Raw genomic sequence first — 24,643 nt, 5'->3', positions numbered from 1 at the left:
CGGCGGGGTCGCGCTCAGCCCTGACGGGCCGCGCGCGCGGCCGCTTCCAGATGCGGCGTCAGGTTGGGGTCGAGCTTGAGCGCCATGGCCAGCCGGGCGAGGAAGGCGCGCTCGGCGCTGTTGTCCGGGTCGATGGCGAGCAGCGCGGAGAGATAAACCTCGGCCGCCTCCTCCTCGCTCGACACGTCGCGGGCGATGGTCTCCACGCTCGCCGGATTGGCGAGTTCATGGGTCAGGAACTGCTCGGCCTCGTCGAGCCGCGAGCCGCCCTCGTTCAACTTGGCGGAGATCGCGATGCGCTCATGGTCGTCGATATGACCGTCGGCCAGAGACGCCGCGATCATGGTGCGCAGCAGGGTGACCGGGAGCTGGGTGCGCGCGGCTTGAACCGGGCTGAACGGCGAATCCGGCGGGGGCAGCTGCGCCGCGGTCGGCGCTGGCGTGGCGGCCTTGGCCGGCGCCTGCCCGTTCTGGTAGTTCTGATAGGCCTTGTAGGCCAGCGTGCCGACTAGCGCGAGGCCGCCAAGCGCGGCGACATTGCCGCCCACCTTGCGCAGCTTCTTGTTGCCCATCACCAGCGAGACCAGAGCGCCGGCCGCGGCGCCGCCAGCGAGCGAGCCGCCATTGTTCGACAGATAGTCCTTGGCCCGGCCGACGAGATCGCCGCCACCCTGAGCCGGACCGGCGGACGGAGCACCACCGCCGAGCATGCCGGTCAAACCGCCCAGCAGACCGTCCAGCCCGCCCGGCGCGGATGAGCCTTGCGGCTGCCCGCCGGTCTGGGCCGGCAGATTGCCGGCGGCGGGGGCGCCGAGAAACTGGTCCAGCAAGCGCTTGGCGTCGAAATTCTGGGTGTTGAACATGGTGCTTCCCGTTGTGCGATGGGTCGGGAATTAGGGGCGGAGTGTGGCTTCCGCAAGGAGAGGTCGGCCGCGCGCGCAACACGCGCGATAAGCATTTCGTGAAGTGCCGGGTCGTGAAGTGCCGGGACAGGCGGCGAGCCCATCCCGGCACGATTGCCGCGCCTCAGGCGCCGCGCAGCGCCGCCTGCAGCTTCTCTTCCTGCTCATTGGTCAGGTTGGTCTGCAGCACGGTGCCGCCGAACTGCGCCATGTCGGCGACCACCTTGTCGGCCGTGACCTTGCGGACCAGCACGCACAGCGCCGCCTGCTTCGGGCCGAGCGCCGAGCTGGCATCCTTGATGAAATCGTCGTTGATGCCGACATCGGTGAACTTGCCGGCAAGCGCGCCTGCGCCCGCGCCGACTGCCATGCCGAGCAGCGGATTGAGGAACAAAAGGCCGACGAGCCCGCCCCACAGCCCGCCCGAGGCGGCGCCGGCGAGCGTCGTATTGACCATCTGGTGCAGCTTGATCGTGCCGTCCTCCTCGCGAACCGCGATGACGGCATCGCCGAGCTCGATCAGATATTCCTTCTGGAGCTTCAGCAGCTCCTGCCGGGCCGCTTCGGCCTTTGCTTCGGATTCATAGGCAATGATAACGAGATCGGCCATGTCACTCTCCACGCGTTGCCGGCGGGGCAAAGCTGCCCGCCGCCCGTCATAGAGCGCATGCTGGCGCAACCGCGCAACAGCTCTTTGACGGGAACCGCCACTGTCCCGCGCCGGGGACGCGGCGACGCGCTCCCGCCCTCGATGTCGCATTCGTTCAACGCCAGCGCCGAAACAATGCTCGCGTCCCGCCGCCCGCCGCGCCAGCATACCTGACACTGGCGCACGCGGCGCATTCGCTGTGGCGAGGAGGTTCACGCCTTGCAGAAATTCTCCGGTTTCGAGCTGTTTCGCCGCGCCCTTGGCGGGCACAAGGGCTGGCAGCCGCAATGGCGCACCCCCGAGCCCAAGGCCGAGTATGACGTGATCATCGTCGGCGCCGGCGGGCATGGTCTCGCCTGCGCCTATTACCTCGCCAAGGAACACGGCATCACCAATGTCGCGGTGATCGAGCGCGGCTGGCTGGGCGGCGGCAATACCGGGCGGAACACCACCATCGTGCGGTCCAACTACCTGTTCGACGAGAGCGCCGCGCTCTACGAGCACGCGGTGAAGCTGTGGGAAGGGCTGTCGGCCGACCTCAATTACAACGTGATGTATTCGGCACGCGGCGTGCTGATGCTGGCGCATAACCATCACGACGAGATCAGCTTCAAGCGCCATGTCCATTCCAACAATCTGAACGGCGTGGACAATGAATGGCTCACCGCCGAGCAGTGCAAGGAATTCTGCCCGCCGCTGAACATTTCCTCGATGCGCTATCCGATCATCGGCGGCGCCTTGCAGCGGCGCGGCGGCACGGCCCGGCACGACGCGGTGGCCTGGGGCTTTGCCCGCGCGGCCGATGCGCGCGGCGTCGACATCATCCAGAACTGCGAGGTCACGGGCATCCGCCGCGGGCCGGACGGCGCGGTGCAGGGCGTCGAGACCTCCAAGGGCTTCATCGGCGCGAAGAAAATCGGCGTCTCCGCCGCCGGACACAGCTCGGTGGTGATGGCGATGGCCGGGGTGCGCATGCCCTTGGAAAGCTTCCCGCTACAGGCGCTGGTGTCCGAGCCGGTGAAGCCGGCCTTCCCGACCGTGGTGATGAGCAACACCATCCACGCCTATATCTCCCAGTCCGACAAGGGCGAGATGGTGATCGGCGCCGGCACGGACGCCTACACCTCCTATTCCCAGCGCGGGGCGCTGCACATCACCACCCACACGCTCGACGCGATCTGCGAGCTGGTCCCGCAGTTCCGCCGCCTGCGCATGCTGCGCAACTGGGGCGGCATCGTCGACGTGACGCCCGACCGCTCGCCGATCATCGCCAAGACCCCGGTGCCGGGGCTGTATGTCAATTGCGGCTGGGGCACTGGCGGCTTCAAGGCGACGCCGGGCTCGGGCAATGTGTTCGCCCACACCATCGCCCGCGACGAGCCGCACCCGATCAACGCCCCCTTCACGCTGGAGCGCTTCCGCGACGGCTTCCTGATCGACGAGGCGGCCGCCGCCGCCGTCGCGCACTAGAGGCGATCCCCATGCTGATCATCAATTGCCCGTGGTGCGGCGCGCGGCCCGAGATCGAGTTCCGCTATGGCGGCGAGGCCCATATCGCCCGGCCCGCCGACCCCTCCGCCCTCTCCGATCAGGAATGGGCCGACTTCCTCTACAACCGCACCAATCCGAAGGGCCGCCACGCCGAGCGCTGGCGCCACATCCATGGTTGCGGCCGCTATTTCAACGCGGTGCGCGACACGGTGAGCGATTTCTTCGTCGCCACCTACAAGGCCGGCGAGCCGCGCCCCGACATCGCGGGAGAGACCAAATGACCGGCTCGTTCCGCACCGCTTCCGGCGGGCGCATCGATCGCGCGAAACCGCTCGCCTTCCGCTTCGACGGCACGACCTATTACGGCTTCCAAGGCGACACGCTGGCCTCGGCGCTGATCGCCAACGGCGTCCATCTCATGGGGCGCTCGTTCAAATATCACCGCCCGCGCGGCGTGGTCTCGGCGGGCTCCGACGAGCCGAACGCGCTGGTCGATGTGCGCCGCGACGACGCCCGCACCACGCCGAACCTGCGCGCCACGCAGGTCGAGCTCTATGAGGGACTGGTCGCGACCAGCCAGAACCGCTGGCCCTCGCTCGCCTTCGATGCCGGGGCGATGAACGACCTGTTCTCGCCCTTCCTGCCGGCGGGCTTCTACTACAAGACCTTCATGTGGCCGGCGGGGGCGTGGAAGCGCTTCTATGAGCCGAAGATCCGCGCCATGGCCGGCCTCGGCGTCGCCCCCACTTTGCCGGACCCGGACCGCTACACCCAGCACTACGCCCATTGCGACGTGCTGGTGATCGGCGCCGGCCCGGCCGGCATCGCCGCCGCACTGGCGGCAAGCGCCACGGGTGCGCGGGTGATGCTGGTCGACGAACAGGCCGAATTCGGCGGCTCGCTGCTGGCGGAGACCGCCGCCACCCTCGATGGAAAGCCGGCTCAGCAATGGCTGGCGGACGGGTTGGAAACGCTGGCGGCAAGCGGCAATGTCACCCTGCGGACCCGCACCACCGCCTTCGGCTATTTCCCGCACAACATGATCGCGCTGGCCGAGCGTGTCACCGAACACCTCGCCAGCCCGAATCCGAACCTGCCGCGCGAGCGGCTGTGGCAGGTGCGGGCGACGGAGGTGGTGATCGCGGCGGGCGCGCTGGAGCGCCCGCTGGTGTTCCCCGAGAACGACCGGCCGGGCGTGATGCTGGCCGATGCCGGGCGCACCTATCTCACCCGCTATGGCGCGAAGCCCGGCACCCGCGCCACCGTGTTCACCGCCTGCGACTCGGGTTACCGCGCCGCGCTGGAGCTGGCGGCCGGCGGCGTCGAGGTCGCGGCCATCGCCGATCTGCGCCCGCAGGTTCATGGCGACTGGGCGGCAAAGGCGCTCGATGCCGGCATCGATGTGCGGCCCTCCACCGTGGTCACCGGCACTCTGGGCCGGCGGCGCGTCTCCGGCGCGCACCTCGCCAAGCTGAAAGCCGGCGCGGTCGGCCCGGCGGAAACGGTCGCCTGCGACCTCGTGCTGATGTCCGGCGGCTTCACGCCGAGCGTGCACATGTTCTCGCAGTCGCGCGGCAAGCTGGTTTACGATCCCGCGCTTCAGGTCTACCTGCCCGGCACCTCGGTGGAGCGCGAGCGCTCGGCCGGCGCCTGCCGTGGCGTCTACGGGCTGAAGGCCGTGATCGAGGACGGCTACGCCCGCGGCGAGGGCGCGGCGAAGGATGCCGGCTTTGGCACCTCCTCCCCGCGCGCCTTCGCCGTGGAGGCCGCCGAACTGGGCACGGATGGTTTCATCGGCGCGGTGCCGCACGGGCGCAACCCCGCCTTCGCCAAGGCCTTCGTCGACTGGCAGAACGACGTCACCTCCAAGGACATCGCGCTTGCCACCCGCGAGGGCTTCCGCTCCATCGAGCATGTGAAGCGCTACACCACCACCGGCATGGCGACCGATCAGGGCAAGAGCTCCAACATGAATGCGCTCGGCATCGTGTCGGAACAGCTCGGCGTCGGCGTGCCGCAGATCGGGCTGACCACCTTCCGCCCGCCCTTCACGCCGACCACCTTCGGCATCTTCGCCGGGGCCGCGCGCGGCGACCTGTTCGACCCCATCCGCACCACGCCGATCCATGACTGGGCGGCCGAGCGCGGCGCGGCCTTCGAGGACGTGTCGCTGTGGAAGCGCGCGCATTACTTCCCGAAGACCGGCGAAGATATGCACGCGGCGGTGGCCCGCGAGTGCAAGGCGGTGCGCTCAAGCGCCGGCATCTTCGACGCCTCGACGCTCGGCAAGATCGAGATCGTCGGCCCCGACGCCGCCGAGTTCATGAACCGCATGTACACCAATGCCTGGACCAAGCTGGAGCCCGGCCGGCTGCGCTATGGCGTGATGCTGCGCGAGGACGGCTTCGTGATGGATGACGGCGTGGTCGGGCGCCTGTCCCATGACCGCTTCCACGTCACCACCACCACCGGCGGCGCGCCGCGCGTGCTGGCGCATATGGAGGACTATCTCCAGACCGAATGGCCGGACCTCGATGTGTGGCTCACCTCGACCACCGAGCAATGGGCGGTGATCGCGGTGCAGGGGCCCAAATCGCGCGAGATCCTCCAGCCGCTGATGGACGATATCGACCTGTCCCGCGCCGCCTTCCCGCATATGAGCGTGCGCGAGGGCCATGTGTGCGGCGTGCCGACGCGGGTGTTCTCGGTGTCATTCACCGGCGAACTCGGCTTCGAAGTCAATGTGCCGGCCGAACATGGCCGCGCCATCTGGGAGGCGATCTTCAAAGCCGGCGCGCCCTACGGGATCACGCCCTACGGCACCGAGACCATGCATGTGCTGCGCGCCGAGAAGGGCTACATCATCGTCGGGCAGGAAACCGACGGCACCGCTGTGCCCGATGACGTCAATCTCGGCTGGGCGGTCGGCAAGGCCAAGCGCGACTTCGTGGGCAAGCGCTCGCTGGAACGCGCGGCGATGAGCGCGCCGGACCGCAAGCAGCTTGTGGGCCTGCTCACCACCGATCCTAAGATCGTGCTGGAGGAAGGCGCACAGATCGTCGCCGAGCCGGGCGTCAAGGTGCCGAGCCCGCATCCCGTACCGATGCTCGGCTTCGTCACCTCCTCCTATGCCAGCGCCACGCTGGAGCGCTCCATCGCGCTGGCCATGATCAAGGGCGGGCGGGCGCGGATCGGCACCAAACTGCACGTGCCGATGCCGGGCGGCTCGATCGAGGTCACGGTGGTGGAGCCGAGCTTCTACGATCCCAAGGGAGAACGGTTCGATGCCTGACAACGCCGCGCTCCAGCGCCTCAGCGAGGGCCTGCGCCCGATTGAGGCCGTCCGCCTCAGCCTGCTCGGCCCCGCCGCGCGGCTCGCCTTCCGCTCCCGCGAGGCCGGCATCGGGCCGGCCGGCGAGGCGTTCGGCGTCGCCTTGCCGCGCGAGGCCAACCGCTTCGGCCAGTCGGGTTCGCGCTTTGCCTTCTGGCTCGGCCCCGACGAATGGCTGCTGCTCGCCCCCGGCGAGGACGCCGCCCCTCTCGCCGCCGCCATCGAGGCCGCGACTTTGGGCGTGCCCCATGCGCTGGTCGATGTCTCGTCGCGCAGCGTCGGCATCGAGATCGCCGGGCGAGAGGCCGCCTTCGCGCTCAATCAGGGCTGCCCGCTCGACCTGTCGCTTGCCGCCTTCCCGATCGGCATGTGCACGCGCACCCTGCTGGGCAAGGCGGAGATCGTGCTGGTGCGCCTCGGGCCGGAGCTGTTCCATCTCGATGTGTGGCGTTCCTTCGCGCCCTATGTGATCGGCTATCTCGACGAGGCGCGGCGCGAATTCGCCTGAGGCAAGCTATGCTATGCTGGGGCCGAGCGCTCCCGCATGGTGGATGGATGACCGAGCAGACCCCCGCCTCCCGGACGATAGCGAGCCCCGCCCCGGTGCTGAATGTCGGCTTCATCCTCACCGACAATTTCACCCTGTCGGCGTTCTCGCTGCTGGTCGACCATCTGCGCCTCGCCGCCGATGACGGCGACCGCTCGCGCCCCATTCTCGCGCGCTGGCAGATCATGGCCTCCACCCCGGCACCGATCCGCGCCTCCTGCGGCGTCACCGTGGCGCCGGCCGCCGCCTTCGTCGATCCGTCGAACTTTCAGTACATCGTGGTGGTCGGCGGGCTGCTGCACACCGGGCACCAGCTCGACGAGGCGAGCGTCGCCTATCTCAAGCGCGCGGCGAAGGCCGGCGTGCCGCTGGTCGGGGTGTGTACCGGCAGTTTCGTGCTGGCCCGCGCCGGGCTGATGACCGGGCGGCGCTGCTGCGTGTCCTGGTATCACTATCAGGATTTCCTTGAGGAATTTCCGCACCACACCCCGGTCGCCGACCGGCTCTACGTCATCGACGGCGATCGCATCACCTGCGCCGGCGGCGGCGGGGCGGCGGACCTTGCGACCGCGCTGGTGGAAAAGCATCTCGGCCGCTCCATCGCGCAGAAGAGCCGCCATGTGCTGCTGCTGGACCGCGCCCGCCCCGGCACCGAGGCGCAGCCGCACCCCCCGATCGCCGATCTCGTCGCCGACGACCGCGTACGCCGCGCCTTGCTGCTGATGGAGCAGCACATGGCAGACCCGCTGCCGATCGCCGACATAGCGCGCCGGCTCCAGCTCTCCACCCGGCAATTGGAGCGCCTGTTCCAGACGGTGATGGGCCAGCGCCCCGCCGAGTTCTACCGTCGGCTGCGGCTGCGCTATGCCCGCTTCCTGCTGGACACGACCGGGCGCTCGGTGACAGACATCGCGCTGGAAGCCGGCTTTTCCGACTGCGCGCATTTCTCCCGCCAGTTCAAGGCGCAGCACGGCTTCACCCCCTCGGACGCCCGCGCGCAACATCCGGCCGTCGCGGCGCCCGGCGCGGCGGCGCAGAGCATGGCGGCGCAGCGCCTGTTCGACTAGGCTGGTCCCTCGTTAAGCGAGGAGCCCCGCCATGGTCGCACCGACCGCCCCCATCCGCATCGGCATTGGCGGCTGGACCTTCGAGCCGTGGCGCGGCCTGTTCTATCCCGACAAGCTGCCGCAGAAGCGCGAGCTGGAATATGCCGCCGGCAAGCTCACCGCCATCGAGGTCAACGGCACCTATTACGGCTCGCAGAAGCCCGAAAGCTTCGCGAAATGGCATGACGAGACGCCGGACGGCTTCGTCTTCGCGCTGAAGGGCCCGCGCTTCGCCACCAATCGCCGCGTGCTGGCGGAAGCGGGTGGGTCGGTGGAGAAGTTCCTGACGAGCGGCCTCACCGAACTCAAGGCGAAGCTCGGGCCGATCAACTGGCAGTTCATGCCGACCAAAAAGTTCGATCCGGCGGATTTCGAGGCGTTCCTCAAGCTGCTGCCGGCCTCCATTGAGGGCCTGCCGCTGCGCCATGTCGTCGAAGTGCGCCATGACAGCTTCCGTACGCCCGACTTCGTCGAGATGGTGCGGGCCTATCATGTCGGCGTGGTGATCGCCGGCGACAGCGAGCACCCGCTGATACCCGACCTCACCGCCCCCTTCGTCTATGCCCGCATCATGGGCACGCGCGAGGACGAACCGGCAGGCTATGGCGAGGCGGAGCTGGAGTCATGGGCGGCGCGGGCGCGCCACTGGAGCGAGGGACGCACGCCGCCGGAACTCGGCAACACGCTGCTCGCCCCGGCGGCCTCGACGGACCCGCGCGAGGTATTCCTGTTCGTCATCAGCGGCTTCAAGCCCCGCAACCCGGCCGCCGCCATGGCGCTGATCGAGCGGGTGTGAGGCGCGATCCGCCCGGCACTGTCGCCGCCCCGGCCGGCGCCTGAGGCAATGTCGCCTCTTCGCAAGCGAATGTCGCAAAGAAGAAAGTCAGCCGTCGCGTTCCGTCGAACAATTCCAGACAGGATGCGCGGCCGGTGACGGCGCGCCGGGACGGAGACCTCCCATGCTCGACACCACCGACACGCCGCTGAAAGCGCTCATCAAGCGCCGCCGCCCGGGCTACAGCCTGGAGGCGCCGTTCTATACCAGCCCCGAGATCTTCGAGGCCGATATGGAGATCATCTTCAACCGGCACTGGATCTTCGTCGGCGTCGAGCCGGATATCCCCGAGCCGGGCGACGCCATGACCTTCGACATCGGCAAATACGCGATCTTCGTGGTGCGCGACGACGACATGAACGTGCGCGCCTATCACAATGTCTGCCGGCATCGTGGCGCGCGGCTGCTGCTCGACTACAAGACCACGGTCGGCAATCTGGTCTGCCGTTATCATTCCTGGACCTATGGCCTCGACGGCAAGCTGCTGTTCGCCGAGCATATGGGGCCGGATTTCGACGCCGCCTGCCATGGACTCAAGCCGGTGCATGTGCGCTCGCTGGAAGGGCTGATCTTCGTCTGCCTCTCCGACGAGCCGCCGGCCGATTTCGACGTGATGGCGGCGAAGATGGCGCCCTATCTCGCGCCGCACGATCTGAAGAACGCCAAGGTCGCGTTTGAAAAGGACATCATCGAGCCGGGCAACTGGAAGCTCACCATGGAGAACAACCGCGAGTGCTATCACTGCGCGGGCAACCATCCCGAGTTGACCGTGCCGCTGTTCGCCTATGGCTTCGGCTTCGCGCCCGAGGAACTCGACGACCACGGACGCAAGGAGGCCGAGGAGTATGCGAAACTCGTCACCTCCTCGCATCGCGAATGGGAGAGCTGCGGCTTCCCGTCCGAAATGGTCGAGCACCTCGACGACATGGTGACCGGCTTCCGCACCGAGCGCCTGCCGCTGGCCGGCGACGGCGAGAGCCACACCAACGACACCCGCGCCGCCTGCCGGAAGCTGCTCGGCAAGATCAACGATCCCCGGCACGGCGCGCTGCATTTCTGGACCCAGCCGAATTCGTGGCACCATTTCATGTCCGACCACGCCGTGGTGTTCTCGGTGCTGCCGCTCGACGCCGAGCGCTCGCTGCTGCGCACCAAATGGCTGGTGCACAAGGACGCGGTGGAAGGCGTCGATTACGACATCGAGAACCTGACCGCGGTGTGGGACGCCACCAACGACCAGGATTCGACGCTGGTCGGCTATTGCCAGGAAGGCGCGCGCTCGCCGGCCTATGAGCCCGGCCCCTACTCGCCGCACACCGAGATGCTCGTGGACAAGTTCTGCAACTGGTACATCGGCCGCATGGCCGAGCACGTCGGGCGGTGACGCCAGATCGCGTCACGGCGTGACCCCGGCCGCAGCGAAGCGGAGAGCCGGGATCGCTCGCCACCTCCCAAGCGATCCCGGATCGGCCTTTGGCCGTCCGGGATGACCGCGGGGTAGATTTCTCCTCACTTCCCTCTCCCCGACCAGGAGAGGGAGCATGGCTGATCCGCCGGGACAGTCACTCACCTGTCGGAACCGGACCCATGGACGCTTCACCCTCCACCTCGCCCGATCCCGCCGCGCTCCGCCTTGGCACCGCTTTGCCCGACTGGGACCCGGAGGCCGACGATGCGCTGATCGTGCGCGAGGTGCGCGAGGAGACGCACGACGTGAAGACGTTCGTGCTGGCGCCGCGCACGCCCTGCCTGTTCCGCTACGCGCCCGGCCAGTTCCTGACGCTGGAGCTGGAGATCGGGGGTGAGACCGTCCATCGCTGCTACACGATCTCCTCCGCGCCGACGCGCCCGCACACGATCTCCATCACGGTCAAGCGCGTGCCGGGCGGGCCGGTGTCGAACTTCCTGCACGACACGGTGAAGGCCGGCTCTGTGCTGCGGGCGGTCGGGCCGATGGGCGATTTCTCCTGCTTTTCGCAGGGACGGCCCGCCACCGCGCCGAAATATCTGTTCCTGTCGGGCGGCTCGGGCATCACCCCGCTAATGTCGATGGCGCGCACCTTCCACGACCTCGCCGAGCCGCGCGACATCGTGTTCGTGCATGCTGCGCGCGCGCCGGCCGACATCATCTTCCGCGCCGAGCTGGAGCTGATGGCGCGCAACCAGCCCGCGACCTTCCGCTTCGCCCCGGTCTGCGAGAGCGACAGCGCGCGCGAGCCGTGGCACGGATTTCGCGGCCGGCTCAATCCCGGCATCCTCAACCATGTCGCGCCGGATTTCCGCGAGCGCGAGGTGTTCGTCTGCGGCCCCTCGCCCTTCATGTCGGCGGTGCGCGAGATGCTGAAGACCTTCGGCTTCGACATGGCGCGCCACCATGAGGAAAGCTTCGATTTCGCCGAACTGGCCAGCGCCGAGCCCGAGGTCGCGGCGGAGGTGGTGGCGGCCGAGGGGTTGGCAGCGGACATCGCCGCGCCGGCGATCGTCACTTACAAGGTCGCCTTCGCCAAGAGCGGGCGCACCATCGAGTGCCCCTCCGACATGTTCGTGCTGGATGCGGCGCGGCGCGCCGGGGTGCGGCTGCCCTCCTCCTGCGCCAAGGGTCTGTGCGGCACCTGCAAGTCGAAGCTGCTCGAAGGCACGGTCGACATGAAGCATGGCGGCGGCATCCGCCAGCGCGAGATCGATGCCGGCATGGCGCTGCTGTGCTGCTCCAAGCCGACCAGCGATCTCGTGGTCGACCGCTGAGCGAAGCCCTCAGCGGATGAAGTCGAGCGCGCCCGAGACGGTCTGCTTCACCGCATCATAAGCGGCACTGGTTCCCGAGACCGCGCCGTCGACCGTGCGGTCGATCATGGAGCGGGCTTCCGAAATCACCGGGGCGATCATGGTACGGTCGAGCAGACCGTCCTCTTCCTGTGCCTGCGGGCCGGGAAAGGCAATCGGAGCCAGCATGGGATCGCGCGTGTCGCACGGGCCCTTGCACTGGTCGAAGCGCTCGACGCCGGAGGGATAGGCGACCAGTTGCGTCGAGGAATGCTCGGCGCCATTCGCCGCGGCGTGGGCGGCCTGCGGCTTGTACACCGCCGACGGCTCGATCGCCCGCACCAGTCTGGGCGCGGGGCGAGCGTCGGGCTTCTCGAGCACCGGCAGCGCGATCTCCTCGGGGGAGACGATGGGCCGCGCGAGATTTCGCAGCCCGCTCTCGTCGAGCGCGCCGAGTGCGTAGCCGCCGCCATGGCGGGCGCCGTCATAGGAGCGGGCGTCCACGCGGATGGGCGCCGAGGCCGTGTCGTCTCCGCCGGATGTCATGACCAGATGCGAGCCGGCCGCCAGCACGGCCAGGAAGCCGAGCGGCAGGGCAATACGGCCCGCGCGCCAGGAATGGAACCGTTGAAGCGAAGAGCGGTGGATACGCATGAAGGAATCCTCGTTCGGAGGCCTCATTGACAGGGGCGGGCATGACTTTTTTGCGGCGGTACTGGCGCACACCCATGACCAATGGCAGGTATTTCTGAGCAAATTGTTTCCGCTCGTTTCCGCCTCGACTTGAGGCGTAGCTGGCGCCGGGTCATGTCCAGGCCTACCTTTTCTCGGCATCCCGTGTTGTCTGAGGTGCTTTACGTGTCCGATCTGGCATCGCTCCGGCGCATCGGCTTCCTGACCTTGCCGAACCATTCGATGATCGCCTGCGCCAACGCGCTGGAAGCGCTGCGCATGGCCAATTACGTCTCGGAGAGCCCGATCTATTCGTGGCATGTGGTGACGCTTGACGGCCGGCCCGCCTCCGCCAGCAACGGTCTCACCCTCTCGCCGACCCGCGCGCTCGCCGAAGTCGGCCCGCTCGACCTGCTGCTGGTCTGCGGGGGCGTCGACATCCGCCACGCCGCGACCCCGGCGATCGAGGACGCGCTGCGCCGGCTCAATCGGCGCGGCACGGCGCTCGGGGCGCTGTGCACCGGCGGCTTCGTGCTGGCGGAGGCCGGGCTCTTAGATTTCCATCGCTGCGCCGTGCACTGGGAGAACCTTGCGGCGGTGCGCGAGGAGTTCCCCCATGTCACCTTTGTCGAGGAAGCCTATGCCATCGACCGCGACCGCCTCACCTGCACCGGAGGGATCGCGCCGCTGGAGATGATGCTGGCGCTGATCGAGGCACATGGCGGCAAGGTGCTGGCCGACAAGGTGTCCGAACAGTTCATCCTGGACCGCGCCGGCGCGCGGGCGGGACGGGCCAAGCCCGCGGCGCGGCCGCGCCCGGTGCTCGCCGACCCGACGCTCGCCCGCGCGGTGAAGCTGATGGAGGGGGCCATCGAACGCCCGCCGGGCATCGCCGCCATCGCCCGCCGGCTCGACGTCTCGCCGCGCCAGCTGGAGCGCCTGTTCCGCCGCGATCTCGGCATGGGGCCCGCCGCCTATCACCTCGGCCTGCGGCTGGAGCGGGCGCGCGAATTGCTGCGGCTCTCGCCGCTGTCGGTTACCGATGTCGGGCTGGCCTGCGGCTTCGCTTCCGCCGCGCACTTCTCGGCGGTCTATGCCCGGCGCTTCGGCCACCCGCCAAGCGGCGAGCGCCGACCGGCGTGAGCCTTCGTCCAATGCGTGGCTTGCCCATCTGGCGCGCGGCTTGCTAAGCCACTACGTGCAAAGGCCTGGAGTGCCGCCCCGGCGCTTCGCCCCCATGTCCTGATGGAGGCGGGTCACCCCCGCGCTGCACGCGAATGAACGTGTCGCCTCCCGATCTGCCGCCCCGCGATGCGCGTTCCGCCCGGGAGCTGCCGCCCGGTTTTGCCGCGCGCTATTCCGGCATGGCCGCCGGGATGCTGGCTTCCGAGCGCACCCCGCTCGCCGACGCCCGGCTCGGCCTCGCCATGACCTTCGTCGCCGGCGCCACCAATGCCGGCGGCCTGCTGGCGGTCGGGCAGTACACCTCGCACATGTCCGGCATCGTCTCGGCCATGGCCGACAATCTCGTGCTCGGCGCCAGCGGGCTGGTGTTGGCCGGACTGGGCGGGCTTCTGCCGTTCATCCTCGGCGCGGCGAGTTCGGCGATTCTGGTGAACTGGGCGCGGCTGCATCACGCCGGCAGCGAGTACGCCATCCCGCTGACGCTGGAAGCCTTCCTGCTTCTGGCCTTCGGCGCGCTGGGCGGCTACGCCCGCCATTCCGGCCTCGCGCTGTTTCTCGCCGTCGCGGTGCTGTGCTTCATCATGGGGCTGCAGAACGCCACCGTGACCAAGATGTCCGGCGCCAAGATCCGCACTACCCACATGACCGGCGTGGTCACCGACATGGGAATCGAACTCGGCAAGCTGTTCTACATGAACCACCGCCGTCGCCCCACCGGGGGGCCGCTGGTGCTGGCCGACCGCGAGAAGCTGAAGCTGCTCGCCATGTTCCTCGTGCTGTTTTTCTGCGGCGGCGTGGTCGGCGCGCTGGGGTTCAACTATGTCGGCTTCATCTTCTCGGTGCCGCTGGCTGTGCTGATCCTGGTGCTGGCCGGGCCCTCGCTGATCCTCCATCTGCTGCGCCGCATGCGCCGCTGAGCCGTGGTGCGCAAGCGGGTCGCAACGCTACCGGCCCGATGGCGCAATCGTTCTGTTCGGCATAGCCGCGCGCGACCTATCGTGCCACCATGACCGGAACCTCCGGTTCGAGGGAGCGCGTGCGGCCACCATGATCGCCAATGCCGAGGCCTTGCTGAAGCCCTTGACCATCAAGGGCCTCACCATCCGCAACCGGGTGATGTCGACCTCGCACGCCCCCGGCTATGGCCGGGACGGCAAGCCGCAGGAGCGCTACCAGCTCTATCACGCGGAAAAGGCCAAGGGCGGCATCGGGCTGACCATGTTCGGCGGGTCCTCCTCGGTCGCCATCGACAGCCCGGCGGCGCCGTGGAACCAGATCTCCGTCGCCGACGACAGCGTGATCCCCTATTTCCAGCAATTCGCCGAGCGCGTGCACGCCCACGGCGCCAAGCTGATGATCCAGCTGACCCATATGGGCCGACGCACCAAATGGGACACCGAGAACTGGTTCCCGACCCTCTCCGCATCCGCCCGCCGCGAGCCGGCCTCGCGCACCATTCCGCGCGAGATGGACAAGCACGACATCCGCCGCGTGGTTCGCGCCTTCGCCGCGGCCGCGCGGCGCTGCAAGGAGGGCGGGCTCGACGGCTGCGAGATTTCCGCCGCCCATGGCCATCTGGTCGATCAGTTCTGGTCGCCGAGCGTGAACCAGCGCAGCGACGAGTATGGTGGCTCGCTGGAGAACCGCATGCGCTTCGGCCGCGAGGTGCTGGAGGCCATGCGCGAGGCGGCGGGGGACGATTACGTCATCGGCATCCGCATGTCCGGCGACGAGATGATCGCGGACGGTCTGAGCCATGAGGACTGCGTGGAAATCGCCGCCACCTATGCCCGCGACGGGCTGGTCGATTTCCTCAACATCATGGGCGGGCAGGCGCGCGACGAGATGAGCCATGCCGTCTCGCTGCCCAACATGTCGTTCCCGGTGGCGCCGTTCCTGTTCCTGCCCAGCGCGATCAAGCGCGAGGTGGAGGTGCCGGTGTTCCACGCCCAGCGCGTCACCGACCTCGCCACCGGCGCCCGCGCGGTCGCCGAGGGCCATGTCGACATGATCGCCATGACCCGCGCCCATATCGCCGATCCGCACCTCGTGAAGAAGCTGATGGAGGGCCGCGACGACGACATTCGCCAGTGCGTCGGCGCCGGCTACTGCATCGACCGCATCTATGTCGGCGGCGACGCGCTGTGCCTGCAGAACGCCGCGACGGGCCGCGAGGCCACCATGCCTCACGTCGTCCCCCGCGCCGCGCAGGCCCGCAAGGTGGTGGTGGTCGGCGGCGGCCCGGCGGGGCTTGAGGCCGCGCGCGTGTGCGCCGAGCGCGGGCACAAGGTGGTGCTGTTCGAGAAGGAGACGGCGGTCGGCGGCCAGATCAACATCGCCGCCAAGGCGACCTGGCGCGAGGCGCTCTCCGGCATCCCGCGCTGGCTTTACGCGCAGGTGCAAAAGAAGGGCGTCGATATCCGCCTCGGCCGCGAGGCGAGCGAGGCCGACATTCTGGCCGAGGCGCCGGAGGTGGTGATCATTGCCACCGGCGGCCTGCCACAGCACGGCCATGCCAAGGGGCACGAGCATATCGTCACCACCGCCGACGTTCTGGCCGGCCGCGTCCAGCCCACCGGTGCGGTGCTGCTCTATGACGAGATCGGCGGCCACAACGCCGCCTCCACCGCCGAGGTGCTGGCGAAAGCCGGCTGCCTGGTTGAGATGGCGACGCACGATTTGCAGATCGCGCAGGAGGTCGGCACCACCAACAAGCCGGTGCACCTGCGCGAGCTCTACAAGCTCGGCGTGGTGATGAGCCCGAACATGGAGCTGATCGAGGTCTACCCCGAGGGCAACCGGCTGATCGCCGCGCTGCGCAACACCATGACCGAGGCCGAGGAGGAGCGCGTCGTCGACCGCGTGGTCGCCGATTACGGCACGCTGCCGGTAAACGCGCTGTTCGAGGCGCTGCGCGGCGCTTCCGTGAACGATGGCGAGACCGACCTCGACGCGCTGGTCGCCGGCCTCCCGCAGCGCTGGAGCGGCCAGAAGGGCTTCGCGCTCTATCGCGTCGGCGACGCCTGGACCGGGCGCAACATCCACGCCGCGCTCTACGATTCCCTGCGCCTGTGCAAGGACCTGTGAGGCCATGGGCGCCCCTCCCCCGCCGCCCGCCGCGCAACGCCCACCCGCGAGAAATCGGGTCGCCGTGGCTCTCCACGACCGGCTCCGGGCTCGACGCGGGGCCCGCGGAACCGGGGGGCGGGGATGAGCGTCGGCGCCGGCCTCGCTTTCGTCATTCTGGGCCTGTCGGTCATCGCCGCCGCGCTGGCGGCCCGCCGCGCGCGGCTGTGGCGCGCCGGACAGCCGGCAAAGATCGACTGGGTGGCGGGCCTCCTCGCCGTGCCGAAACGCTATCTCGTCGACGTGCACCATGTCGTCGGGCGCGATCCTTCTGCCGCACGCATGCATGCGCTGGCGGCGGGCGGGCTGCTTGGCGGCTCGGGCCTCGCATTGCTGGCCGGATTGACCGGGTCACGCCTCGTCTGGGCGGCCACCGCCCTCCTCTTCGCGCTCGCGCTGGCCGGCGGCCTCCTGGTCGGGGGGCGGCGCTACCCGCGCAAGCCGGCACGGCTTTCGGGCGGAAAATTCCAGCTTCTGCCCTTCGCGCTGGTCGCCTATGGCGCGGGTGCGCTGCTGGTCGCGCTGGACGCCGCGCTCGGGCACGCGCTGGCGCCGCTCGGCTGGATTGGCCTTGTGCTGGCGGCGCCAGGAGGCGGCTGGCTCGCGTTCCAGATCGGGCGCGGGCCGATGCGCCACGCCTTTGCCGGCGCGCTGCACCTCGCCGCCCATCCCCGGCCGGCGCGCTTCGACGGTGTGAGCGAGACCGCGCTGGTGCCGCTGGATCTCGGCGCTCCCCGGTTGGGGGTCGCGACGCCAGCGGATTTCGCGTGGAACCGGCTGCTGGGCTTCGATGCCTGCATCCAGTGCGGGCGCTGCGAGACCGCCTGCCCAGCCTTCGCTGCCGGCCAGCCGCTCAACCCCAAGCGGCTCATCCAGGACCTCGCCACCGCGATGCAGCCCGGCGCCAGCAACAAGGCCTACACGGGCAGCCCCTACCCGAACGCCCGCCCCGTCGCCGGGATCGGCGGGCCGGATCTGCCGATCGTCGGGGCCGGCGCCATGATCCACCCGGACACGCTGTGGTCCTGCACCACCTGCCGCGCCTGCGTCGAGGAATGCCCGATGATGATCGAGCATGTCGACGCGATCATGGATCTGCGCCGCTTCCAGACACAGGAGCTCGGCGCCCTGCCCGAAAAGGCCGGCCGGCCGCTCGCCGAGCTGCGCTATGCCGACGAGCCGGGCGGCCGCGCGCTAGCTGCCCGCACTGACTTCGCCGCGGGGCTCGACCTGCCGCGCCTGCGCGAGGGCGGCCATGCCGATATCCTGCTCTGGCTCGGCGAGGGTGCCTATGATCTGCGCCACGGCCGCACGCTGCGCGCGCTGGTGGCGCTGCTGAAGCGCGCGGGCGTCGATTTCGCGGTGCTGGGCGAGGAGGAGCGCGATTGCGGCGACCTCGCCCGCCGGCTCGGCGACGAGGACGGGTTCCAGCGCCTCGCCCGCGCCAATGTCGCGACGCTGGCACGCCGCTCCTTCGGGCGCATCCTCACCGCCGACCCGCACGCGCTCCACGCGCTGCGCAACGAGTACCGCGCCTTCGGCGGCGACTATGAGGTGATCCACCACAGCGCGCTGCTCGACGAGCTGGTGGCGGCGGGGCGGCTTCCCGTCGGTGCGCTCGCCGAGGCCCGCGTGACCTATCACGACCCGTGCTATCTCGGCCGCTACAATGGCGAAATCGACGCGCCGCGCCGGCTGCTGGACCGGCTCGGGGTCGCGCGCGTCGAGATGGAACGCTCGGGCCGGCGCTCCATGTGCTGCGGCGGGGGCGGCGGCGCGCCGGTGAGCGATATCGAGGGCGATGCCCGCATTCCCGACCTCCGCATGGGACAGGCGAAAGCGACCGGCGCGGGGATCGTGGCCGTCGCCTGCCCGCAATGCTCGGCCATGCTGGAAGGCGTCACCGGCGAACGCCCGGCGGTGCACGATCTCGCCGAGCTGGTGCTGATGGCGGTGGAGGCTGCGCCGGTGGCGGAGGCCGCGCGATGAGCCGGCTGCGCCGCGATCCGCGCGCCGAGCGCGAGGCCATGCGCATCGCCGGCGGCGCGCGACCGCGCTTCAGCCGCGAGGCGTCGCTCCCGGTGTCCGCCCGTCCGCGCCGCGACCCGCGCGCGGAGATCGAGGCGCTGCTTGTGCCCGGCGGGACGCGGCCGCGGCTCGACCGCCTGTCGCGCGGCGGCGTGCGTCCGGTGCGCGACGAGGCGACCTCGCCGAGCGAATCCACTGTCCAGACACGCATCGTCACAGAGCCGGCCTTCCTCGTCGCGGTGGTGCCGGACGCGCCGGGCGGGCGCCTCACCCCGCTCGATCGCCAGCTCTTCGGCGCCGCGCATCTGCTGGCGGCCGGAGGCGGCGCCGTGCTGGCATTGGCGGAGCCGGGCCACGACGACCTCGCCGGTGTTGGGGCGGATCGCGTTGGCCCTCTCGCCGCCGTCGCCGACTATGATCCCGAGGCCCGGGCGGCCGCGGTGGCGCAGGCGCTGGAAAGCCTGAACATCCGCCACGCCTTGTTCGCGGAGACCGCGGAAGGCGGCGACCTCGCCCGCCGCGTCGCCGCGCGGCTGGGCGAGCCCCTGTTCGCCGGCGCGGAGAGCCTGACGCCCAAGCTGGTCACCCGCCCCGCGCGCGGCCGGCGCGTGGAGCAACGCCGCGCGCCGCCGCGCCTCGTCTCGCTGGTGGCCGACAGCGTGGCACCCTATGGCGGGGCGAGTTGCGAGGCGCGCGCGGTCGAGCTGCCGGCCCCGGTACCGACGACCGGCGCTATCCTGTCGGCCGAGATCATCCTCGCCGACCCCGCCACCGTGCCGCTCGGAGAGGCGGAATTCGTGGTGTCGGCCGGTAACGGCGTCAGCGACATCCCGAGCTTCCTCGACCTCGCCCGCGCGCTGCGGGCCACGCCCGGGGCCAGCCGCATGCTGTGCGACGCCGGGCTGATGCCGCGCGCCGCGCAGGTCGGCGCTTCCGGCACCGTGCTGGGTGCCACCTGCTATCTCGCGCTCGGCATTGCCGGGGCGCCGCAGCATCTGCAGGGCATCACCGGCTGCGAGCACGTGGTGGCGGTGAACACCGACCTCCACGCCGCCATGGTGGAGCGCGCGGGTCTCGCCATCATCGCGGACGCGCATGCGGTGATGCCGGCGCTGATCGCGGCGCTTGAGGACGAGCCATGAAGATCGTGGTGCTGTTTTCCGCCGGGCGCCATCCCGCCTCGGGCGCGCCCTGCCCGGTGCCGGTGGAGCTTCAGGCGCTGCGGCTGGCGCGAGACCTTGCCGGGGCGGATGAGGTGATCGGCCTGCATGCCGGCCCGGTTGACGGCGCGCCGCTGGATGCGCTCGGCCATGGGCTGGGCAGGCTCATCCATCTGCGCATGGCGCAAGGCGACGATCCGCTCCCTGCTCTCGCACAGGTGCTGGAGGAGCTCGCACCCGATCTCATCCTCGCCGGCCGTATCGGGCAGGGCGGCGAGGATGGCGGGCTTTTGCCCTATGCGCTCGCCCGCCGGCTCGGCCGGCCGATCCTCGCCGACGCAGCGTCACTGGGGGCCGGCGACGACGGCACGCTCACCGTCGAGCAGGCCTTGCCGCGCGGGGCACGGCGGCGGGTCGTGCTGCGGCTGCCGGCGCTGCTCACCGTGCATCCGGCTGCGGCACCCGCCCTGCCCTTCACCTTCGCCGCCGCGCGGCGGGGAACGGTGGAACGGCGCGACATCGCTCCCGCCCCGGCGGCGGCAAGCGAGATGGAGGAGCGCGCCTATCGCCCGCGCCCGAAGCTGATCGCCAGGGCCGCGCCCGGCGCCAGCGCGGCGGAGCGCCTGAAGGCGGCGACGCAGGCGGCGAGCAGCGGCGGCCGGCTGCTGGTGGACCCGGCACCCGAGGAGGCGGCGCGGGAAATCCTCGCCCATCTGCGCGGGATCGGCGTACTGCGGCGAAGAGGCTGAGCCGCCCTCCCCCGACCGGGAGAGGACGACATCAGCGCTGCGCTACCTTCCAGTTAGCCGGCTTATAGTAAGGCGCGTTCGAAGCCGCCAGCAGCGGCACGCCGCGAATATGGTCGGCGGCTTTCTCGGCCAGCATGATGGTCGGGGCGTTGAGATTGCCGGTGGTGACCGAGGGCATGATCGAGGAATCCACCACGCGCAGCCCTTCGACGCCGATCACCTTCGCGGCGCTGTCGACCACCGCGAGCGGATCGTCCACCGCGCCCATCTTGCAGGTGCAGGAGGGGTGATAGGCGCTTTCCACCTTGTCGCGGATGAAGGCGTCGATCGCCTCGTCGGTGGCGATCTCCGCCCCCGGCTGGATTTCGCGCCCGCGCCAGGGATCGAACGCCGCCTGCGCAAAGATCTCGCGCGTGAGCCGCACGCAGGCGCGCATTTCGATGCGGTCGTCCTCATGGCTCATATAGTTGAAGAAGATGCGCGGCTTGTCGGCCGGGTCGGCCGAGTTCAGCCGCACCCAGCCCCGGCTCTTGGAGCGCATCGGCCCGACATGGGCCTGGAAGCCGTGTTCGGAGGCCAGCCCCTTGCCGTCATAGGTCACGGCGAGCGGAAGGAAATGGTACTGGATATCGGGATAGGGAACCCCCGGCCGCGAGCGGATGAAGCCGCAGCTCTCGAAATGGTTGGTGGCGCCCAGCCCCTGCTTGGTCATCAGCCATTCCAGCCCGATGCGCCCACGCGCGAACAGGCCCATGGACGAATAGAGCGTGACCGGCTGCGTGCAGGCGACCTGGAAATAGAATTCGAGGTGGTCCTGCAAATTCTCCCCGACCCCCGGCCGGTCCGCCACCACCTTGATGCCGTGCTGGCGCAGCTCCGCCGCCGGGCCGACGCCGGAAAGCTTGAGCAGTTGCGGCGAATTGATCGGGCCGCCGGAAAGGATGACTTCGCGCGAGGCGCGATGCTCGAAGCGCTCGCCGCCCCGCTCCCACGCCACGCCAATCGCGCGGCGCCCCTCGAACAGCACGCGGGTGACGCGGGCATGGGTCTCGACCTTGAGGTTCGGGCGGGACATGGCCGGCTTGAGATAGGCGTTCGCCGCCGACCAGCGCACGCCGTCCTTCACCGTCATATCCATCCGGCCGAAGCCTTCCTGGGTATAGCCGTTGATGTCGTCAGTCGCGGGATAGCCGGCCTGCTGCGCGGCCTCGACGAACACGTTGTAGAGCGGGTTCTTGAGAGCGCCATAGCGCGTGGCGAGTGGGCCGTCCGCGCCGCGATAGCTGTCGCCGCCCTCCTGGCGGCTCTCGGCGCGCTGGAAATAGGGCAGCACGTCGGCATAGGACCAGCCCTCCGCGCCCTCCTCCTGCCAGCGGTCGAAATCCGCCGGATTGCCGCGCACATAAACGAGGCCGTTGATCGAGGACGAGCCGCCCAGCACCTTGCCGCGCGGGCAGTGCAGGCGCCGCCCGCCGAGCCCCGGCTCGGGCTCGCTCTCATACATCCAGTTGTACTTCGCCATGTTCATCGGAATGGACAGGGCGCTCGGCATCTGGATGAAGATCGAGCGGTCGGAGCCGCCATACTCCAGCACCAGAACGCGCGCCGTGCCGTCCGCTGACAACCGGTCGGCCAGCACGCAGCCGGCCGAGCCGGCGCCGATGATGATGTAATCGAAATCCCCGGCAGCGGGCGCGGTGGCGGCCATCAGTACGGCGCCTCGACGCGGCCGAGATTGACGTAGACGCTCTTCAGCTGGGTGTAGTGCTCGATCGCCGCCTTGCCGTTCTCGCGGCCGAGACCGGACTGCTTGGCGCCGCCGAAGGGCAGTTCGATCGGCGTGATGTTGTAGTGGTTGATCCAGCAGGTGCCGGCCTCAAGCTGCGCGATCACCCGGTGGCCGCGCGCGAGGTCGCGGGTGAACACGCCGGCGGCGAGGCCGAAGGGCGTGTCATTGGCGCGGGCGATCACCTCGTCCTCGTCCTCGAAGGACAGCACCGCCATCACCGGACCGAAAATCTCCTCGCGCACGATGCTCATGTCGTCGGCGCAGCCGTCGAACACGGTCGGCGCGACGAAGGCGCCCTTCGCCAGCGCGCCGTCAGTGACGCGATGGCCACCGACCAGCAGCTTCGCCCCTTCTGCCTTGCCCTTCGCGATATAGGACAGCACCTTGTCCATGTGCTCGGGCGAGATCAGGGCGCCGACCTGCGTCGCCGGGTCGAGCGGATCGCCGACCACCATGTTTTTGACGCGCGCCACCAGCTTCTCAAGGAACGCCTTGCGGACGGACGCGTGCACGAAGACGCGGGTGCCGTTCGAGCACACTTCGCCGGCGGAATAGAAATTGGCGAGCAGCGCGGCCGACACCGCGTCGTCGAGATCGGCATCCTCGAACACGATCAGCGGCGACTTGCCGCCAAGCTCCAGCGTGACGTGCTTCAGCGTGGCGCTGGCATCCGCCATCACGCGCTTGCCGGTGCCGACCTCGCCGGTGAGCGAGATTTTCGCGATGCCGGGGTGGCGGGTGAGCATCTGGCCGGTCTCGGCAAAGCCCTGCACTACGTTGAACACGCCATCCGGCACGCCGCATTCGCTCATGATTTCCGCGAGCTTGAGCGCGGTGAGCGGGGTCAGCTCCGCCGGCTTGAATATCATGGCGTTGCCGCAGGCGAGCGCCGGGGCGGATTTCCAGCAGGCGATCTGGAGCGGATAGTTCCACGCGCCGATGCCGGCCACCACGCCCAGCGGTTCGCGGCGGGTGTAGCCGAAGGCGGAGGGGCCGAGATCGACATGCTCGCCGGAAAGCGTCGGCGCGATGCCGGCGTAATAGTCGAGGCAGTCGGCGCCCGAGAGCACGTCGACCACGCTGGTTTCCTGGATCGGCTTGCCGGTATCGAGGCTCTCCAGCCGGGCGAGTTCGTCATTGCGGGCGCGCAGCGTGTCGGCGACGCGGCGCAGGATGCGCCCGCGCTCGGCGCCGGTCATCGCCGCCCAGATCTTCTGGCCCGCGCGCGCCGCGGCGACGGCGGCATCCACCTCGGCCTCGCCCGCGATCTCGATTTCGGCCAGAACCTCGCCGGTGGCCGGATTGCGGGTCTCGAAGGTGCGGCCCGAGCCGGCGATATAGGCGCCGGCAATATGGTTGCGGTGCAGGGAGGGGGCGGTCATGGCGGAACCTTTCGCACCGGCCGGCGCGGCGGCGGCGATCTGTGAATCGACAAAGGCGGAGGCGACGGCGAGCGCCCCGGAGGCGCTGGTTTCCCCGGTGGCGGACAAGGTGGAGCGCAGCCACAGCCCGTCGATCACCGCGGCGATGGAGATGGCGAGCCGGCGCGCCTCCTGCGGCGCCACCAACCCGCGCAGGGCGTGACTGAGATTGGACAGCATGCGGGACTGGTAGACTTTCTGCACCCGCCGCAGCCGCGCCGAATGCAGCACCTGCCCCCAGAAGGCGAGCCAGACGCTGGAGGTGCGCTGGTCGAACTCCTCCGGCGCGAGGTTCGCCTCGATCACCGCCTGAATACGGGCCCGGGGGCCGTGGGCGCGGGCGAGCCGGCCGGCGGTGTCGCGGGCGATGCGGGCGGAGAGAAAGCGCAGGGTAGCTTCGAGCAGCCCGTCCTTGTCGCCGAAGTAATGTGCGACGAGGCCCGGCGAGACCCCGGCGCGGCGCGCGATCTGCGCCAGCGTCGAGGCATTGAAGCCGACCTCGGCCAGCGAATCGATGGTGGCCTCGATGAGCTGGCGGCGGCGCACATCCTCCGGCTCGCGCCGGCGGGCGTCGTCCTCGGCGGAGAGCGCCGGGGTTGCGAGAGGGGTAGGGGCATTGGCCCGGGCCATGAGCGAGCTCCGTCGCGGCGCTGCAATCTTATTGAACGTGCGTACAATATAACTCAGTTCACGCCGCCGAAAAGCCCCTTCGCAGCCGCAGCAGACCAAATCCCGCCGCCGCGGGGGAGCGGTGAACCCTCCCGCGAACATGCATCAAATCCGCTCAAAACAAGGATTTTCATGATTGAAAATTACGCATGACAAAGCGCGATTTTCGTTATTGAATAACTGTTCAAGAGAGCCGTTAACGGCCGGGATGCAACAGCCT

Annotated in this window: 19 protein-coding genes; 14 read left to right on the top strand and 5 right to left on the bottom strand. The window is 69.5% G+C overall.

Going from position 1 to position 24,643, the window contains the following annotated elements:
• Nucleotides 1-14: 14 nt before the first annotated feature.
• Complete coding sequence (locus MKI84_RS17850; protein ID WP_241621599.1) at nt 15-863, bottom strand: tellurite resistance TerB family protein; 849 nt, start codon at nt 861-863, stop codon at nt 15-17.
• Between the two features lie 163 nt (nt 864-1,026).
• The gene (locus MKI84_RS17845; RefSeq protein ID WP_241621598.1) at nt 1,027-1,512 is read right to left on the bottom strand and encodes a DUF1269 domain-containing protein; all 486 of its coding nucleotides are present in this window, start codon (nt 1,510-1,512) and stop codon (nt 1,027-1,029) included.
• A gap of 258 nt (nt 1,513-1,770) precedes the next feature.
• Here MKI84_RS17845 and MKI84_RS17840 point away from each other — a divergent pair, with 258 nt between their 5' ends.
• The 8 genes from MKI84_RS17840 (at nt 1,771) to MKI84_RS17805 (ending at nt 11,606) form a co-directional block, all read left to right on the top strand.
• Nucleotides 1,771-3,021: a sarcosine oxidase subunit beta family protein gene (locus tag MKI84_RS17840; RefSeq protein WP_241621597.1), complete on the top strand. Its 1,251-nt coding sequence runs from the start codon at nt 1,771-1,773 to the stop codon at nt 3,019-3,021.
• An 11-nt stretch (nt 3,022-3,032) separates the two neighbouring features.
• Complete coding sequence (locus MKI84_RS17835) at nt 3,033-3,323, top strand: sarcosine oxidase subunit delta (RefSeq protein ID WP_241621596.1); 291 nt, start codon at nt 3,033-3,035, stop codon at nt 3,321-3,323.
• Nucleotides 3,320-6,334: a sarcosine oxidase subunit alpha family protein gene (locus MKI84_RS17830; protein WP_241621595.1), complete on the top strand. Its 3,015-nt coding sequence runs from the start codon at nt 3,320-3,322 to the stop codon at nt 6,332-6,334. The genes MKI84_RS17835 and MKI84_RS17830 overlap by 4 nt, the downstream gene beginning before the upstream one ends.
• Nucleotides 6,327-6,881: a sarcosine oxidase subunit gamma gene (locus MKI84_RS17825; protein WP_241621594.1), complete on the top strand. Its 555-nt coding sequence runs from the start codon at nt 6,327-6,329 to the stop codon at nt 6,879-6,881. Before MKI84_RS17830 ends, MKI84_RS17825 begins: the two co-directional genes overlap by 8 nt.
• Before the next feature lie 47 nt (nt 6,882-6,928).
• Nucleotides 6,929-7,987 (top strand): GlxA family transcriptional regulator, encoded by a 1,059-nt coding sequence (locus tag MKI84_RS17820; protein ID WP_241621593.1) that lies wholly within the window; start codon nt 6,929-6,931, stop codon nt 7,985-7,987.
• Nucleotides 7,988-8,018: 31 nt separating this feature from the next.
• Nucleotides 8,019-8,822: a DUF72 domain-containing protein gene (locus MKI84_RS17815; protein ID WP_241621592.1), complete on the top strand. Its 804-nt coding sequence runs from the start codon at nt 8,019-8,021 to the stop codon at nt 8,820-8,822.
• A gap of 163 nt (nt 8,823-8,985) precedes the next feature.
• Nucleotides 8,986-10,245: an aromatic ring-hydroxylating oxygenase subunit alpha gene (locus MKI84_RS17810; protein WP_241621591.1), complete on the top strand. Its 1,260-nt coding sequence runs from the start codon at nt 8,986-8,988 to the stop codon at nt 10,243-10,245.
• 203 nt (nt 10,246-10,448) lie between these two features.
• Complete coding sequence (locus MKI84_RS17805; protein ID WP_241621590.1) at nt 10,449-11,606, top strand: FAD-binding oxidoreductase; 1,158 nt, start codon at nt 10,449-10,451, stop codon at nt 11,604-11,606.
• A gap of 9 nt (nt 11,607-11,615) precedes the next feature.
• On the opposite strand, the gene MKI84_RS17800 is transcribed toward MKI84_RS17805, so the two are convergent.
• Complete coding sequence (locus tag MKI84_RS17800) at nt 11,616-12,278, bottom strand: hypothetical protein (RefSeq protein WP_241621589.1); 663 nt, start codon at nt 12,276-12,278, stop codon at nt 11,616-11,618.
• Between the two features lie 204 nt (nt 12,279-12,482).
• On the opposite strand from MKI84_RS17800, the gene MKI84_RS17795 reads away from it, so the two are divergent.
• From MKI84_RS17795 to MKI84_RS17770, 6 genes are all read left to right on the top strand, one after another.
• Entirely contained in the window at nt 12,483-13,439 is a 957-nt protein-coding gene (locus MKI84_RS17795) for a GlxA family transcriptional regulator (protein ID WP_241621588.1), read from the top strand.
• A 140-nt stretch (nt 13,440-13,579) separates the two neighbouring features.
• Nucleotides 13,580-14,398, top strand: coding sequence for a YoaK family protein (locus MKI84_RS17790; protein WP_425353861.1), 819 nt, complete (start codon nt 13,580-13,582; stop codon nt 14,396-14,398).
• 130 nt (nt 14,399-14,528) lie between these two features.
• Nucleotides 14,529-16,568, top strand: coding sequence for an NADH:flavin oxidoreductase (locus MKI84_RS17785; protein WP_241621587.1), 2,040 nt, complete (start codon nt 14,529-14,531; stop codon nt 16,566-16,568).
• A gap of 123 nt (nt 16,569-16,691) precedes the next feature.
• Nucleotides 16,692-18,596: a DUF3483 domain-containing protein gene (locus MKI84_RS17780; protein ID WP_241621586.1), complete on the top strand. Its 1,905-nt coding sequence runs from the start codon at nt 16,692-16,694 to the stop codon at nt 18,594-18,596.
• Complete coding sequence (locus MKI84_RS17775) at nt 18,593-19,777, top strand: electron transfer flavoprotein subunit alpha/FixB family protein (protein WP_241621585.1); 1,185 nt, start codon at nt 18,593-18,595, stop codon at nt 19,775-19,777. The genes MKI84_RS17780 and MKI84_RS17775 overlap by 4 nt, the downstream gene beginning before the upstream one ends.
• Entirely contained in the window at nt 19,774-20,544 is a 771-nt protein-coding gene (locus MKI84_RS17770) for an adenine nucleotide alpha hydrolase family protein (protein ID WP_241621584.1), read from the top strand. The genes MKI84_RS17775 and MKI84_RS17770 overlap by 4 nt, the downstream gene beginning before the upstream one ends.
• Before the next feature lie 31 nt (nt 20,545-20,575).
• Here the strand turns inward: MKI84_RS17770 and betA are convergent, their stop codons facing one another.
• Together betA and betB are read right to left on the bottom strand one after the other, a co-directional pair.
• The gene (betA, locus tag MKI84_RS17765; RefSeq protein ID WP_241621583.1) at nt 20,576-22,252 is read right to left on the bottom strand and encodes a choline dehydrogenase; all 1,677 of its coding nucleotides are present in this window, start codon (nt 22,250-22,252) and stop codon (nt 20,576-20,578) included.
• Complete coding sequence (gene betB / locus MKI84_RS17760; RefSeq protein ID WP_241621582.1) at nt 22,252-24,384, bottom strand: betaine-aldehyde dehydrogenase; 2,133 nt, start codon at nt 24,382-24,384, stop codon at nt 22,252-22,254. Before betB ends, betA begins: the two co-directional genes overlap by 1 nt.
• Between the last annotated feature and the right edge of the window lie 259 nt (nt 24,385-24,643).

The sequence above is a fragment of the Ancylobacter gelatini genome, assembly GCF_022601675.1.
Lineage (GTDB): Bacteria > Pseudomonadota > Alphaproteobacteria > Rhizobiales > Xanthobacteraceae > Ancylobacter > Ancylobacter gelatini.
Note: the sequence above shows the minus strand (reverse complement) of the source record. Positions and strands in the feature narration are given on the sequence as shown.

What these genes read in the sequence shown, in the direction of transcription:
- MKI84_RS17850 (WP_241621599.1), bottom strand. Translation starts at nt 863, where the DNA reads ATGTTCAACACCCAGAATTTCGACGCCAAGCGCTTGCTGGACCAGTTT.
- MKI84_RS17845 (WP_241621598.1), bottom strand. Translation starts at nt 1,512, where the DNA reads ATGGCCGATCTCGTTATCATTGCCTATGAATCCGAAGCAAAGGCCGAA.
- MKI84_RS17835 (WP_241621596.1), top strand. Translation starts at nt 3,033, where the DNA reads ATGCTGATCATCAATTGCCCGTGGTGCGGCGCGCGGCCCGAGATCGAG.
- MKI84_RS17830 (WP_241621595.1), top strand. Translation starts at nt 3,320, where the DNA reads ATGACCGGCTCGTTCCGCACCGCTTCCGGCGGGCGCATCGATCGCGCG.
- MKI84_RS17825 (WP_241621594.1), top strand. Translation starts at nt 6,327, where the DNA reads ATGCCTGACAACGCCGCGCTCCAGCGCCTCAGCGAGGGCCTGCGCCCG.
- MKI84_RS17820 (WP_241621593.1), top strand. Translation starts at nt 6,929, where the DNA reads ATGACCGAGCAGACCCCCGCCTCCCGGACGATAGCGAGCCCCGCCCCG.
- MKI84_RS17815 (WP_241621592.1), top strand. Translation starts at nt 8,019, where the DNA reads ATGGTCGCACCGACCGCCCCCATCCGCATCGGCATTGGCGGCTGGACC.
- MKI84_RS17810 (WP_241621591.1), top strand. Translation starts at nt 8,986, where the DNA reads ATGCTCGACACCACCGACACGCCGCTGAAAGCGCTCATCAAGCGCCGC.
- MKI84_RS17805 (WP_241621590.1), top strand. Translation starts at nt 10,449, where the DNA reads ATGGACGCTTCACCCTCCACCTCGCCCGATCCCGCCGCGCTCCGCCTT.
- MKI84_RS17800 (WP_241621589.1), bottom strand. Translation starts at nt 12,278, where the DNA reads ATGCGTATCCACCGCTCTTCGCTTCAACGGTTCCATTCCTGGCGCGCG.
- MKI84_RS17785 (WP_241621587.1), top strand. Translation starts at nt 14,529, where the DNA reads ATGATCGCCAATGCCGAGGCCTTGCTGAAGCCCTTGACCATCAAGGGC.
- MKI84_RS17780 (WP_241621586.1), top strand. Translation starts at nt 16,692, where the DNA reads ATGAGCGTCGGCGCCGGCCTCGCTTTCGTCATTCTGGGCCTGTCGGTC.
- MKI84_RS17775 (WP_241621585.1), top strand. Translation starts at nt 18,593, where the DNA reads ATGAGCCGGCTGCGCCGCGATCCGCGCGCCGAGCGCGAGGCCATGCGC.
- MKI84_RS17770 (WP_241621584.1), top strand. Translation starts at nt 19,774, where the DNA reads ATGAAGATCGTGGTGCTGTTTTCCGCCGGGCGCCATCCCGCCTCGGGC.
- betA (WP_241621583.1), bottom strand. Translation starts at nt 22,252, where the DNA reads ATGGCCGCCACCGCGCCCGCTGCCGGGGATTTCGATTACATCATCATC.
- betB (WP_241621582.1), bottom strand. Translation starts at nt 24,384, where the DNA reads ATGGCCCGGGCCAATGCCCCTACCCCTCTCGCAACCCCGGCGCTCTCC.